The 14,760-nt window shown below is 40.0% G+C and carries 13 protein-coding genes; 4 read left to right on the top strand and 9 right to left on the bottom strand.

Annotated features, from left to right (window positions below):
* The 4 genes from ACKI61_RS04115 to ACKI61_RS04100 form a co-directional block, all read left to right on the top strand.
* Nucleotides 1–936 (top strand): AAA family ATPase (locus ACKI61_RS04115; RefSeq protein WP_407456514.1); only part of this gene is annotated, 936 nt, incomplete at its 5' end.
* Nucleotides 923–1,606, top strand: coding sequence for a hypothetical protein (locus ACKI61_RS04110; RefSeq protein ID WP_407456513.1), 684 nt, complete (start codon nucleotides 923–925; stop codon nucleotides 1,604–1,606). The genes ACKI61_RS04115 and ACKI61_RS04110, both read left to right, overlap by 14 nt.
* 9 nt (nucleotides 1,607–1,615) lie before the next feature.
* Nucleotides 1,616–2,221 carry a nuclease-related domain-containing protein gene (locus ACKI61_RS04105; protein WP_407456512.1) on the top strand — a complete coding sequence of 202 codons (606 nt, stop codon included), beginning with the start codon at nucleotides 1,616–1,618 and terminating at the stop codon, nucleotides 2,219–2,221.
* Nucleotides 2,218–2,403 (top strand): hypothetical protein, encoded by a 186-nt coding sequence (locus tag ACKI61_RS04100; RefSeq protein WP_088628998.1) that lies wholly within the window; start codon nucleotides 2,218–2,220, stop codon nucleotides 2,401–2,403. The genes ACKI61_RS04105 and ACKI61_RS04100 overlap by 4 nt, the downstream gene beginning before the upstream one ends.
* A 6-nt stretch (nucleotides 2,404–2,409) precedes the next feature.
* On the opposite strand, the gene ACKI61_RS04095 is transcribed toward ACKI61_RS04100, so the two are convergent.
* From ACKI61_RS04095 to ACKI61_RS04055, 9 genes are all read right to left on the bottom strand, one after another.
* Entirely contained in the window at nucleotides 2,410–3,936 is a 1,527-nt protein-coding gene (locus tag ACKI61_RS04095; RefSeq protein ID WP_407456511.1) for a helicase-related protein, read from the bottom strand.
* A gap of 2 nt (nucleotides 3,937–3,938) precedes the next feature.
* The gene (locus ACKI61_RS04090; protein WP_407456510.1) at nucleotides 3,939–5,402 is read right to left on the bottom strand and encodes a hypothetical protein; all 1,464 of its coding nucleotides are present in this window, start codon (nucleotides 5,400–5,402) and stop codon (nucleotides 3,939–3,941) included.
* A complete protein-coding gene (locus ACKI61_RS04085) occupies nucleotides 5,383–6,318 on the bottom strand; it encodes a hypothetical protein (protein ID WP_407456509.1) in 936 nt (311 codons plus the stop codon). The genes ACKI61_RS04090 and ACKI61_RS04085 overlap by 20 nt, the downstream gene beginning before the upstream one ends.
* A 28-nt stretch (nucleotides 6,319–6,346) precedes the next feature.
* Entirely contained in the window at nucleotides 6,347–7,042 is a 696-nt protein-coding gene (locus ACKI61_RS04080) for a M48 family metallopeptidase (RefSeq protein ID WP_407456508.1), read from the bottom strand.
* Complete coding sequence (locus ACKI61_RS04075) at nucleotides 7,042–10,185, bottom strand: type I restriction endonuclease subunit R (RefSeq protein ID WP_407456507.1); 3,144 nt, start codon at nucleotides 10,183–10,185, stop codon at nucleotides 7,042–7,044. The genes ACKI61_RS04080 and ACKI61_RS04075 overlap by 1 nt, the downstream gene beginning before the upstream one ends.
* A gap of 47 nt (nucleotides 10,186–10,232) precedes the next feature.
* A complete protein-coding gene (locus ACKI61_RS04070; protein ID WP_407456506.1) occupies nucleotides 10,233–11,030 on the bottom strand; it encodes a nucleotidyl transferase AbiEii/AbiGii toxin family protein in 798 nt (265 codons plus the stop codon).
* On the bottom strand, nucleotides 11,030–11,572 hold the full coding sequence (locus tag ACKI61_RS04065; RefSeq protein WP_407456505.1) for a hypothetical protein: 543 nt from the start codon (nucleotides 11,570–11,572) through the stop codon (nucleotides 11,030–11,032). Before ACKI61_RS04065 ends, ACKI61_RS04070 begins: the two co-directional genes overlap by 1 nt.
* A 271-nt stretch (nucleotides 11,573–11,843) precedes the next feature.
* A complete protein-coding gene (locus tag ACKI61_RS04060) occupies nucleotides 11,844–13,826 on the bottom strand; it encodes a RecQ family ATP-dependent DNA helicase (protein ID WP_407456504.1) in 1,983 nt (660 codons plus the stop codon).
* Nucleotides 13,823–14,758, bottom strand: a complete 936-nt coding sequence (locus ACKI61_RS04055) for a hypothetical protein (RefSeq protein ID WP_407456503.1) — start codon at nucleotides 14,756–14,758, stop codon at nucleotides 13,823–13,825. Before ACKI61_RS04055 ends, ACKI61_RS04060 begins: the two co-directional genes overlap by 4 nt.
* Nucleotides 14,759–14,760 lie beyond the last annotated feature (2 nt).

The following is a 14,760-nucleotide window of genomic DNA, read 5'->3' as shown; positions in this document are numbered from 1 at the left end:
CCGGCAGCCGACTGGAAAACGATTATCTCCAATAAGGATTACGCCATCAAGCTCGGCGTTCTTCGTGAAATTGCCGGCAAGGAAAGGCGCTCTTTTATTTTCTCGAATGACTTTTCGAAAATTGTCCGCGAGTCACAGCTTATTGATGTCGAAAGAATCAATACCATTGAACAACTGAAACACTTTGCTAACGAGAATCTCTTTGTCATCAGAAACAATGGCAACGGTCCGTTCAACCTTGATTTTTCGCTTCCATTTAATTTCAAACACAAGGAAAAGGAAAATCTGGCGTACGGAACAATCCAAATATCGCTAACTAGTCCAACAGTTTATAGCAAACCGATATTTGATATCATCAGCAACACCTTCACTGAGTTGAATATCGTTCTTCAAGAAATTGTCCCCGGATTGAAAGTTGTTGTGCAAAACGAAGGGCCGCAGCAGACTCCCGATGGAAAAGAAGGCATTCGTTTCGAACTGCTTTCCCAAAGGGACGACAATCCCGCCATCCCGCTCTTGTTTGAATCCGAGGGCATCAAGAAGATTATCTCTATCCTTAGCCTGCTCATCTCGGTTTATAACAATCCCTCAACGTTCCTTGCCGTTGACGAACTGGATGCTGGCGTTTTCGAATTCCTGCTGGGCGAAATTCTCGAGATTATCGAGGAGAAGGCGAATGGCAAACTGCTGTTCACCTCGCACAATCTACGCCCCCTAGAAATGATCAAGAAGGAATCCCTGATTTTCACGACGACGAACCCCGAAAATCGCTACACGCGACTTTCCGGATTGCAGACGAACAACAATCCGCGCAGCGTTTACCTGAGAAGCATCAGCCTCGGCGGACAGAAGGACCCCATTTACCAAGAAACCAACCATTTCAAGATTGCCAGAGCATTCAGAAAGGCGGGAAAAATCGTCAATGGGAAAAACTAAGAAAGTCATCTTGTTCATTGTCGAGGGGATTACCGACAAGACCGCCTTGGGCACAGTCCTTGACGCCATTCTCAGCAATGAAAAGATTCACTTCGCCATCACCGAAGGCGACATCACGACAAAGGACGATGTCAATGCGTCCAATGTGATTCGCCGTATCAACGAAATCGTGAAGTTCACGCAAGAACGGTACCATTTCAAAGCATCCGACTTATTGGAAATTGTTCACTTGATTGATACCGATGGCGCATTTATTCCCAATACAGCCGTCATCAATAACGCCGAAGCAACGCATATACAATACACATTGCAAAACATACAAACCGACGATATTGAGAAAATTGTAGAACGCAACCAGAAGAAACTCGGGCTTGTAAAACTTCTCAGAAGCAAGACGGAAATCAACAAGAAACCGTACAAGATGTTCTATTTCTCGCGGAATCAGGAACACGTTTTGCATAACGAAGCTAGGGAGTTAACCACCAGCGAAAAGAACGCATTGGCCGACCAATTCGATGACCTGTATGGTGACGCTCCCGAAGCATTTCTAGAGTTTATCAAGTCTAAGGATTTTGCAGTTCCTGGGGACTATGCGGAGACCTGGAATTTTATTGAGGATGGGATACATTCTCTAGAAAGGTGGAGTAATTTCCATTTGTATTTTGAGTAGGACTATTGCATGATAACGTTTATAGTCATTCTCGGTATTATTGTCTTTTGCATGTGGTTCTTCCAGAACCAGATTGTCGGGCACATCGGCGAGAAGCACACGGCAAACAGAATCTGCGCCATCAGCAAGGGCACAGTCTTCAGGGATGTCTATGTGGAAGGGAGCCATGGCGTACAGCAAATCGACATTATCGCCGTGACCGAGAAAGGCATCCTCGTCGTAGAAAAGAAGACATACATCGGGCTGATTGTCGGCAGCGCCTACGACAAGCAATGGACTGTAATCGCGAGTTGGGGCAAAAAGAAATACTCGATGAAGAATCCGCACCACCAGAATTACGGGCATATCATGGCCCTACATGAAAAGTTCCCGGCACTCAAGGACAAGTTCATCGACCTCGTGATATTCGGGAACAACGCGAAACTCAGCGACAGAATCCCCGAAAGAACCATCTGCGACAGGGATTTCAAGAAGTTCTACAGGAACCTGCCGACACGAATGAACATCCAAGAAATCGAAAGCGCCGCCCGAATCATTGCCGCCCTTAACAGCGACAGGGCAAGGCTCAAGGCGATGCACAAGCAGAAAATACGAGGAATGAGGAAAGGCTTATGACTCAAAAACTCTGGAACAAATGCAAGAAGTGCGGCTGCGACAAGCCCGAAGACACCGAAAAGCTTTGCGAGCAGTGCAAGGCAAAGCGGCGGCAATTCTGGAGCGACCTCAAGAAAGTCGGCGGCGTAGCCGCTGGAGCCCTCCTGGTAGTATTCGCCGGCGGGAAGCTGAGGAAGAAATAAAAAATATTATGGTTTCGGAGTTAAACGCCTTCCTAGCGCAATTTTATACGGAATAGGAGTTAAATTCATAAGCGGCTTATGCGAACTGCTTTTACTTTCTCCGTCTTTATCTTTACTTAATTTTGATAAAAAATCCCATCGACGATACAATCTATTAAGTTGTTCCTCTTCTCCAGAATATGTAAATGGCACATAAAAAGATTTAGGACATGTCAATTCTAGAGATTCTTCATTTTTTTTGTCTTTCAATCTCAATCGCCAAACACGTCCATAACGCTGTATGATTCTAATAGGATTCCATGATAATTCATAATGAACAAGCCACGCGTTAGATTGATGCAAACTGATGCCTTGAGAATCGCAATCCATCAAAATCATCACTTGAAAAGATTGATTTATAGGCGATTCATTAAATTTTTTTATTTCGTCCAATCTTGCTTTCCCACTATTTCTTAAGAAGACAGCATTCTTTCCTAGTCTTTCTTGCAGTTGCAAAGCAACCTTTTTATAATGGCAAAACACAACAAACTTTCTATTTGGATTTCGCTTTAGGAGTTGCTTGAACGTTTTAAATTTTAGGTCCTTTTCATTTTTTACAAACTCATACTGTTCTTCTTCGTATTGTCTCTTTATAGAAATTTTTGAAGTATCTAAAGAAATATATTGATTCGCCCAAGTATCTTTCCCTTTGACTTTCGGCAGTTTTACGCCTGTATATTTTCCCAATTTTTCAGCCTCTTCGTCAATAAGATCTGGATAAATCTGGTAAAGGTTGTACTGCCTATTTTGATTTCCAACCCGAGTAAGTTCATTAAAACTTTTCACAGATTTTGCAATTTCCTCTTGCGCCCCGTCTTTTTTTTCTATCTCAGAAGGAGCTGAATCCATTGCGGCGGTCGTCGCAATTGGTGTAGCAGACAACAACAAGACAAACAATTTGCGTTTTCTTCCTTGTTTTTTTGTATTTTCTTGTAATAAATAATGTCGCCAAAATTCTTCCGGAGTTTCATTATATTTCCTTTCTTCATAGGTTTCAATAATTTTTTTTGAATGCCATTCATCAATTATAAATACAATTGGGCCTGTCGTTTGCTTTATCAAGCATGACAACTTTTTAGAAAAGAACGCTACTTTTTGAGCTGTTTTTTTTGTTTTTTTTCTTAAATTACGAAACCGAAGTGTATCATTTATTGAATAATAATCGTCTGATTTGAAGTCGTCACACTCAACAAGTTTTGTCGGTACACGCCCATCGTCATCTATCCCGTCCCATTCAGTTTTACCACCCCATACTCCTTCAATATGACTTTCCTTTTGCGGCCACAAAATAAATGTTGGTTTATACGTTTCATACCGACCCTGATAATCCGCTTTGAACACACTTTGAACAGCAATTTTAGTTTTACCCCACCCCGTGGGAATAGCTAGAGGAATTACGCGAGTTTTCATTTTCTTTGAAGCACAAAAACTTTGTATTGCACTTTGTAAAGAAAGAATTGCCGCTTTTTGCGCTTTTAAGATTAGATTATCCATTTTTAACCTTTTACAATTTTCTTCAGCAAGGGGAACCAAATTTTATACATTTTTAAATTATCTTCATCTCTAATATCTTTTTCTTTAATTTTAGAAAGCGATTGAAACCATCGTTTAATAGTTTCCTTATTAGCAGGATCCATTGCATATTTTATAGGAAATCGTAAATTACGGTTATGCACCAATTGTTTTCCTTTTTTCTCCTTTGACAGCGGTTTCCCCGTTCCATCAAAATCTTTTTTTAGGTCATCAAAAATGCGATTTTCATCAGATGCATTTAATGGATAGTCTTGTTTTATTGTTCTAGAAATAGAAATGCAATATCCCGAGTCCAAAATCAAAATTTTATAAATATATTTCCCCACATACAACACCTTAAATCTGTATTTTTTTTCTTTCTTTGATTCATCTAAACAGAATTTTCTAGAAAGTACAGTATCTTTTGCATAAGCATCATCAAGTTCTTTCTGGCTTTTTTTCGTTGTGTAATATGATTGAAAAGCTTTTGATATTCTTCTTTCTTCAAAATTTTCATTTACCGCATATTCGTTATTGTATTGTCGTCCGTCTTCATCATATTCTTGTTCATTGCCTGATAATGGCTTTCGCTTGCACCAATTTACTTCATTTGATATGAAATTAAATAACTCTTTTATTGCATCATTAATCTTCTCAAAAAATAATGCATACTCAACATTCTTATTTGAAAAAAAAGCCGATTGCGTAAAATTTGCGGATCCTATATAGCACCAAACAATCTTCTTTTTGCTCAATGCAAATATGCATTTGTAATGGGGAAACTCTTTTTTTGATACAAATCGCAGCACTCGATCCTTATTCTTTTTGGGAGTGTAATCCACCCACAACGGATTTTTCGCATCTTCCGCTCTAGTATACAAATGGATTTTTGCTTCTGAAAAGAAATCTAAACCCTTTTTGACAAATTCTTTTGAGCCCCATGGAGAAAAAGCATATATATCCGTAATTTCACCAGGATCTGTACAAGCATTTACCGATTCCTCCAAAGCCCCCCAAATATTTTTTTTATTATCTTTCGGCAGAATCTCTGCATTAGTTATTTTATCACCATCAGTGGTAAAGACTATATGATTTTCAGGAACTTTACCAAACCATTCGTTCTCTAATGTTTTTAAATGGCCTTTAGAAATAGGTAAATACATTAGAATATTTTGACTTTCGAATGTTGCTTTTCGTAAATTTCCCGTCCAAAGCCAAACGAAATTGGAGTTGACATTTTTTTCCAAAACAATCTTGGCATGCAAAGTCTTTTTTGTACATGGAGTAAAACATTCCAAATAATCCATATCCTTTAAAGAATATGGAACACTCATTCCACCTGCATCGACATATATTTTTTTGATATCCCCTTTTTTTGCAATTTCATTTAAAAGAGAGCAATGCGCACTATATGTTGCAATATAAAATTCATTTTTTTTGGCTTGCATCAAACGCCTCATTAATCAAATTAAGCCAGAGAGTTAACCTTTTTTGAATATTCAGCTTTTTAACTTTATTATAAACAGAGACATAGGGTGGGGTAAATCTATTTTCTTTAGCATTTTCAATTTTCGATTCAAGTTTATTTATTAAAGTTTCCTTAAAACTTTCATCCGGCACCTGATTATCTTTAAGAATTTCAACAACTTTTTTTCCCAATTCCACATTAATCCCGCCCGATGTCAAATGACTTTTATAGCCATACATGCAAAAAAGCAATGAAACAACAAATATGTGATTGTCATGTTCACTTTTTGTCAATGTCAACAATTGAAATAACCGAATATCGGTTTCTCGTTGTTTAGCAATCTTTATTATAGCCGTTTGGTCCACATCATTACATAAATATGATAAGAAGGCATTAGCCGCATTCTTAAATGATTTAATATGTTCTGGTTCTATTACCCTTAATGCACTTTGCTTTGTACAAAGATATTTAGCAAAAGGTGCAACCTTTTTTTCTAATGTCAATATTTCTTTAGAATCACGTTCTTCTTCTGTAAAAGTCCAGTTATAAAAACTTTCCCAAATTTTTTTCTTCTTATTACCACGCTTTCTTTTTTTTCCATATATATCCAAACCTTTATGAGATGCTTTCAAGTTATTATATTGTGGAGTTGACAACTCTTTCCCACATTTTGAAAGCCAAAATCCCAAAACACAATATTCCCATGTATATGCGTTTGATTTCAAGTGACAGAAAGGAGGCTTTTTCAAAAAACTATTGTCTATGCCGAGCTTAGTCAAAACAGATTTAAAATCGCTATATGTTTTGGACTCCTCAGCAATCTCTATAACATTCAGATAACTAAATAATTCTAAAGGAAGTTTTTTGCATGTGTTATTACTCAATTCAATATTCATATTTCTCCTTTAATATCATTCATCTGATTTACTTCATCGGCATGAGGACAAAATCATTGAGTTCTTTGCGGACTTCTTGCCAAAAGGGCATGTACTTGTCGAGCAGTGCGATGTAATCTTTGTTGTGATGGCGGACTTTCAGGTGCAGGAGTTCGTGCAGTATCACGTAATCCAGGCAGCGGATAGGCGTATGCGCCAAATGCAGATTGAACCAGAGTTTCCCTGCGGGGTTGCAACTGCCCCACTTGTTCTGCATGATTTTTGTCTGCCAACCGTTGCACTTTAGATGCGTTTTCTTTTCCCATGCGGGCAAGCGTTTTTCAATTTCGGCGACAAGCATTTCGCGAAGTTTTTCGTTCACGTAGTTTTCGCGCTGTTGTGCGGTACTTGCTTCGCGAACAGTCAGAACCACATTTTGCCCGTCTATTACAAATCCATTTGCACGGTCATGTTCTACACGCAAATAATACTGACGTCCGAAAATAAAAATGGATTCGCCGGAAACATATTCACGTTCGCTCAAGCGAGCCTGATTTGCAAATTTCTCTTGTTGGCGTTTAATCCAGGCAACCTTGGTGCGCACAAAAATCTTGATGGATTCGTCAGAAAGGTTCAGCGGTGCAGAAATTCGCACAGCGCCATCGGGCGGCATCACCGAAAGGTGAATGTTCTTGATATCCTTTTTTATAACGGCAACTGTAATGCCCGACACTTGCATCCGCATTAGAACTCACTCTGCTTGCTGATGAGTTCATAAACGCGATCAACTTCCGCATCATCGTCCAAGACCTCGGAAAGAGCACGCTTAATCTTGTTGATTTTCACAGGGCTGTTGCGGAAATCCGCCTGCATGCTACTCATGACTGCATCGTAAATTTTATTCGCCAACTCTTCATCGTTTCCACAGTTATCGTAAATCGCGCGCTTTACGGCACTTCCCTTGACGGAGGCCGGATAATCTTCGCTTGCGGCCGATGAATTCACCATCTTGGCGAGTTCAATATAGCGTTCCAGCAACTTCTTGTATTCAATCAGGCCGTTCTTGCGTTCTTCAATCAACTGGTCAAGAATTTCTGACATCTTGTTGTAGTACGCAGGGTTGACATTTATCTGGTCAACGATTTTACGGCGGATGTTATTTTCGATTTTTTCGGCAGCGCTTTCGCGGACCTTCTTCTTGCCAGCCGTCAAATCAAACTTGCAAAGTTCAATGATATCCAGCAAAGTCGTGTCGTCAAATTCAATAATCTTTGTCGAATCGCCAGCGGCAATGTAATTGTCAATAAGGTGGCGCATGTCGGGTTCACAAGCTTTCAAATCAACAAAGTCGCCACTCGCCTGCATAATCACCTGACGCAAATTCACGTAATCATTGGTACGCTTTTCTTTTTCGTTCCATTCGGCTTCGGTATAGGGCAACGACAGAATTTGCGATTTCAACTCGGCAAACGCGCGAGCCAAACTACTCGCCAACGAATAGAATCGTTCACGCAGGCGGGCAAGTGCCTCAAATTCTTCCGGATTGTTCAACCAACTGATATTTTCGCCACAGAAAAAGTGAATATAGTCCGACTCATCTTTAGGCGGCTTCACGTCTTCACAAAGCGTCTCGATTTCTTCAAGAATCTTGTTGAAATATTTCTCGGCTTCAGTCGCGCGGTCCTTAATCAAGCCATTGACATCGCTGTCATCGTAGCCTTCGAATGCACCCGATGTGTATTTGTTCATACTGTCGGTCACATCGTCGAAAAGCTCCTTGTAGTCAATGATGATACCGAAGGGCTTCGTTTCGTCATCTAAACGGTTTACGCGGCAAATCGCCTGGAATAAGCCGTGGTCCTGCATCTTTTTGTCGATATACAGATATGTGCAATGAGGAGCATCAAAACCGGTCAGCAACTTATCGACTACAATAAGTAACTTCATATTAGCCGGTTCTTCAACGAATTTGCGTTTGGCTTCCTTTTCAAAAGTTTCCACCTTCTTGTCGATGCGGGAGGTATCGTCGCCTTCTTCGACTTCGACCATCTTCAAGTAAATCTGGTATTTCCTGAAAGTTTCCGTGTCCTCATCGAGGCTCACCGTATCGGTACGCAGGTCGCCCGGATTCGGCGTATAAGAAGAAATGATAGCGCATTTCTTAAAACCCAATGCCTGAAAAATTTCGTAGAAGCGGCAAGCCGTAAAAATGGAATCCGCGACAAGGATAGCGTTTCCGCGACCTTCCGCCAAACGGGCATCCTTTGCAAAATCAAGGATAATGTCGTTCGCAATCGCTTTCAGGCGGTCGTAAGACGAATAAACCGTGCGCATATTCGCCCAGCGGGCTTTCAGTTTCGCCTTCGCGACAGGCGTCATGCCACGAGTTTTCAGATCAAACCATTCATCAATCTTTTCGCGGGAGCGCAAATCTTGCGGGACATCGCGACCTTCGTAACGCAAGTCAAGAATCACGTGGTCGCGCACCCCTTCATCAAATTTATACGTATGGATGTAGCTTCCGAAAACTTCCAGACTCGTCTTCTTGTCTTTCTTCAAAAGCGGTGTGCCGGTAAAGCCCACGAAAATCGCCTTAGGCATCAAAGCCGTCATCGCCTTGTGCAACTTGCCCGATTGTGTGCGGTGGCACTCATCCACGAATACAACGAAATCACCTTTCACGCTAAAGTTAGGCGGGAGCGAATCCTTGATTTCTTTCAAGAACTTCTCGTAATCGCCATCAGTAACTTCGCCGCCACGGCGACCGAACTTGTGAACCAACGAACAAATGATAGCACCTTCGGTAGAATTCAAACGGTTCAACAAATCGCGACCGCTCTTGGTGCGAATAATCTTTTCTTCCACACCCTTGAACAACTGTTCTATCTGGTCATCTAGTTCGTCGCGGTCAGTGACAATCAAAATCCTGCGGCTCGGATTGTTCAACAGCAATCGCTTGGCAAGCCAGACCATCGTGAGCGATTTGCCCGAACCCTGTGAGTGCCATACAATACCGCCCTTCTTTTGCGTGGTAATCCTGTTGTACGTGCGGTGAATTGCGTAATACTGATTGTAGCGGCAGACCTTCTTTACACCATTATCAAAAATGATAAAGTTATGAATCAAGTCTAGGAAGCGGACCTTGTTGAACAGCGAATAAAGACTCTCGAAGAGAACGCCGTCAAACGACGAACTCTTATCATCGATAATCAAATCGTTGTCGTCCAGTTCCTGCAAGCGTTCACGGAACGCCTCCTGTTTCCAGGTCAGATATTTCTTTTCTGGCGTGGCGATTGTCCCGTAGCGGACACCTTCGCTTTCGTTTGCCGCCAAGCAATACTGAATCGTAGTAAAGAACGACTCGATGAATTCCTGCTTCTGGTTTGTCAAGTTCTGCCGAATGCCATCGGCAACAGAAACGGAACTCTTCTTGAGTTCAATCACCGCAACCGCAATGCCGTTTATATAAACGACAAGGTCCGGGCGCTTGGAACCGAAAGAACTGCTAACCGTCACCTCTTCGGCAATGGCAAAATGGTTGTTGGCCGGATTTTCAAAATCAATGTAATAAACGCTGATATTTTCGCCATCCGCATCAGAAACAGGGTGCGAATACTTCAGTAAATTGTAAACCGTCTTGTTCGCAGAATATAAACCTTGCTGTAAGTCGCCCGCCGCATGTTGCAAATCGGCGATGGCCTTGCGTGCGACCGTTTCCGAATAGTGCTGCTGGCCCACCAAGAATGCAAACAGATCATCATCGCGAATGTTCTTGTTTGCCACTTCGCACAAATTGCCCAGGTAATCGTAATGCAATTCGTCCTTGAAGAACTTGATTACCTTTGCCTGCGTCTTGCGTTCGGGAATGTTGATATTCGGTTCGGCCATTGCAGATCCTTGAACGGGTTCTGCATAAATATAACCTTATCTTTTAATCAAAGACGTTCAAAAAAATCAAGAATCCCTTCCACAACCTCATTTACGGGTACATCCAGCCAGTTTTTGCCCGATTCATCCATCTGCTTCAAATAGTTTTTATTGGAAAATATCCGCCGGATTCGGTTCAGCACGTCTTGCCCACTATTTTCAAGCATCTGCACATCGCCAATAATATAGGCGTCCATACACCGTCTCAACTTCAGCAATTCAACATGTTGGCTTAAATAGAAAATGTCAAAAACATCCTTGAACCGGGTTGAGTTGGTCCCGAATTTCAGGAGTGAACGCAGTTTTTCAACAAGCATCTGTTCGTTTGAATTTATCAGCAAGTTAGCTCCACTCTCGTCAAATGCGATATCAAAGCAATACTCTTCTTGAGCAATATCCAGTTTATTGTGAACGCCGAAATCAATCTTGCTTTTTATCTTGAAGCCCGAATCGTCAGAAATCTCTACGTAAACGCGCTTCCCCTTGTAATCCTGCTGTTTCAGTTCCTCAATTTTTCCGGTCCGCTTAACGGAAACGCCTTGAAGCGTATTCATTTTTGCGATAAAGTCATCAATGGAATCGTCCGATAAGGAATAGCGAATGAAATCAATATCCAAGTCCTGAGTCGCCCTACGGATGTTCCCAGTTTTCGCCCTCATTACAACACCACCTTTGACGGTGATGTTCCTGTTCAGCCCTCCTAAAGCAATGGACTTCAGCACAATGTCTTGGCAGACCTTCGCCCTTGCGTTCAAATCCGAAAGGCCTCTTTCTATCTCAACCTGAACAGTTTCTTGAAGATTCATCAAAAGACCTCCAGTTGCAGGGCTTGACTAATCATATTGGATTTTGGAAACTGTGGTAAATAATCCTGAATTAGCTGCGTATCCAGTTCGTAAAGAATGTGCCTGTAATTCCCCAGTATCTCTTTGTAGTAATCAAAAGGCAACTTGTTCTTGTTGCGAAGAAGCTCCAGCAGCATCCTTTCACGATTGTACATGACAATAGTTTCACCGTCGAACTCCACATTTTCTGCGCCAAGATAAAGCGTGTCGCTATTCTCAAACTTCTGCACCACGCGCGAATCCCGGATTTGCCTTGTGTTTTTCGCGGTAGCCAAATGGTATTTTTCGGGAATCGTATCTGTCAGGTTGTAATGGTAAAAAGCGGAATCCATGGTAAACACCGCTTTGGGATATTTCACCGAAACAACCACCATTGCGGATTCATATTTTTTTTCAGAGTAAACACCCTTTTCCAACTTGAAAAGCCTACCGGCAAGGATTTCCTGCTGGATTTGGTAGTCGGAACCGTACTTTTCAAGGCACTGTTTATATAGGATTGCCATCTTTTTCTCAGTTTTGTAAATGTAGGTAATTTTTATATTTTTACATACATTTACTAAAATACATATTTTTATCGGAAATTGCAAGGTGTAGGGCCTCCTGCGTTTATTGTTTTTACTAGGAACGCCCTCGCATTACGGCAAAGCCAGATAAAGCAAAAGCGCATCATTCCTTTCTAGGGAATGACGCGCTGGGATGTAATGTACCTAATATTCAGAAAATTGGCAAGAGGGGCAAGAAAATTTTACAAACGGTTTGTCAGTATTTTACATTCTATATCATTTTCTTAATTTTCTCAATTAATTCAGCGGCAACGATTGACAACGATCCGCCATCATATGTTTTTTCAAGAATGATGTTCGGGGATAATTCATTATAAATTTTGATTTTCTTATCCCAATTTTCGTCATATTCTTCAACGCCCAACATACCAACATGTTCCCAGCACAAAATTTTATCATGTGCACACCTAATGGTAAAGTCAGGAATAATGGCTTGCTTGCCAGAATAGTGTAATTCCTCTTCGTAATTAAAATGAATACCTGCATCATACAACATATTTGCAATCAAGACTTCCGACATACTACGAACTGGGATCCCATTTTTTGTTGTATATACCAAAGGCAAATCAAACTTATTCATTCCCAAATATTTGCCAATTTCCTGATGTATTTGGTTAGATTTTGAGCATTTTTCTAAGATCAATAATAACAGGTCTAACAAGCCGTTTCTATAATTGATTTTTTTCTCTATTGATTCTGCGATTATATCCAAATCCGATTGTTCAATGGTATCCTTATTTTTTTTGACAATGATACATTTATCGATGGTATTGCCTATACTTGCTTGTCCATTTACAATGCTTGAATACACTAATTCAGTGAGTTTTTTGGGGGTTAGATCCTTATTTTTAAAAAGTGTAAAAACAAAATTTTGCGTACTAGTACTCTTGTATATAGCCATTAATTCAGGATTACTTATTTGTTTTAATCCGCTGAACGAAGAAAAACCTTTGCATACATATTCAATTAAACCGGCTTCAATAAAATACGGGAAACAACTTGTTAAAAGTTCATCATCTTGGAAATTTAAAGGAACGTAATCTCCATTTGTATCCGATATCGTCTTGTAGCATTTTGTCAACTCATCCGGTGTTGGGTACGAGTTCTTGATGAAAAAATTTCTTCTGATATCAATATTTTTTGCCGAATAAAGCAAATAGGCATTTGCATCTTTGCCATCTCTCGCAGAACGACCAACTTCCTGATAGTACTGCTCTAGAGATTCCGGTATCATGAAGTGGATAACTACCCTTATATCAGGGATATCTATTCCCATTCCAAACGCATTTGTCGCAAACACAACATCAATATCATTATTTTTGAATTTTTCAACAATATCCATTCTTGTTTGTGCATCCATATCACCATGGAATGCAGTAGCCTTAAATCCATGAGCAATGGCGTCCTCTGAAAGTTCCACAACGCCTCTCTTGAAGTATTTTCGATACACATATACAAGTGTTTTTTCTCCCTTATGCCTAGACAATAATCTCCATAGTTTTTCGGTCTTTGTATTTTCATCGGAGATTTTTTCCTTGACTAAGTGGATGTTTGGCCTAAAGAGAATTCTATCCTTACAAATATTGTTTTTGGAAACTTTAAAGGAATCACAAATATCTTTTATTTCATATGCATTTAAAGTAGCCGTCATGGCTAATATTTTAGGCCATTTCTCTCCAAAAACATCATTAAGGAAATTTGGGATTCGCTTGTAGAATGGTCTAAAGTTATCTCCCCACTGGCTCACGCAATGAACTTCATCAATCACAACTAAATGAATATCGTCCTTTCGTTGCTTTATGCAATATTCAAGCAAACCATCGCATGCCAACTTTTCGGGACTTGCGAATATGAATCTAGGATTAATTTTTTTGTGTGCGAAGTCTAGCATTAACTGCATTTGATTTTTCACACCGCTATGCAATGCCAAAACTTCAACACCTTCTTTCTCCAACTTACTTTTTTGTTCTTCAATTAGAGCAATCAACGGGAAAATTACTATTGCACAGCCTCCCAATTCCATTGCAGATTCCCAATAAACAGAGGATTTTCCGCCTCCTGTGGGCATTATGCAAAGTGTGCTCGTGCCCTCCACTATTTTTTTTATACACTTTTTTTGAATATCTGAGAGGGAATATTTTTGATTAGGAAAATTCCTTGAAAAGTTTTCCTGAATTTGTTCATAAGAAATCATACATAATCCTCGCTCAATCTTGATTGCAACGTCGTAATATCATATTCATTCTTTTTTGCAATATATTCAAAGAAAGAATCTACATAGGCATATCTGTATTTTTGATCTAGTTCTATTCCCAACGCATTGAAATTTTCCTTTAGTGTTTTGTATGTTACCAGTGCGTAATACGAGAAAAGAGAATATGGGTAAAAGTAATTTTGAGAAATCTGGTTCTCTTGAATATTAACCATTATAAATTCTGAATCCATTCGGCATCCAAAAGAATCTTTATCGGTCAGAAAATAAAGGGCCCAAATCGCATTACGGCTCCTACTCGGGAACCACTGCGGGTTACGCATATAAGCGATTAGACTTTTTATTCCGCCTCCAATAACTCCGGACAATGAACAATCATCGGAATCAAGCCTGCCAAGACCAACATCTTCATAAGAAGAAATGTTCAAATACTTACTTTCATTTTCTTCGCCTTTGTAATCAAAAGCAAAATTTACGATATTATTTACTTTCTCCCAAAGTTCTTTACAGTCAGCTTCATTGAACTTTATCTTGAACTTTTTTAGCCCTTTTTGCTTTGACTGTAATGTTTGTCGTATAATAGGGCACCTGTTCCTCAATGTCGTTTTTTTGAAGGTGTTTCGATCAAAAGATTCTTCTTCCATACGTTCTTTAGTAAAAATGTCATTGTATGATGGGGCTTCAGCCTCATAGACATTCTTAGCATTTTCTACTGTATGGGACGCAATATCTTTAAGCGAAAATTTAACAGAATCTAATTTTTCTATCATTTCCTGCAAATTGCCTTTACAATATTCTTCAAAAGACTCGTTTATTCGCTTTACCAATTTATCTTGAACATTCTTTATATGGTCTTGTTCAAAACAACAAGGCTCAATATTCCAGATTTCAGATCCATTTTCTTGTCTATGCATAA

Origin of the sequence: Fibrobacter sp., from assembly GCF_045601785.1 — a bacterium.
Classification (GTDB): Bacteria; Fibrobacterota; Fibrobacteria; order Fibrobacterales; family Fibrobacteraceae; genus Fibrobacter.
Note: the sequence above shows the minus strand (reverse complement) of the source record. Positions and strands in the feature narration are given on the sequence as shown.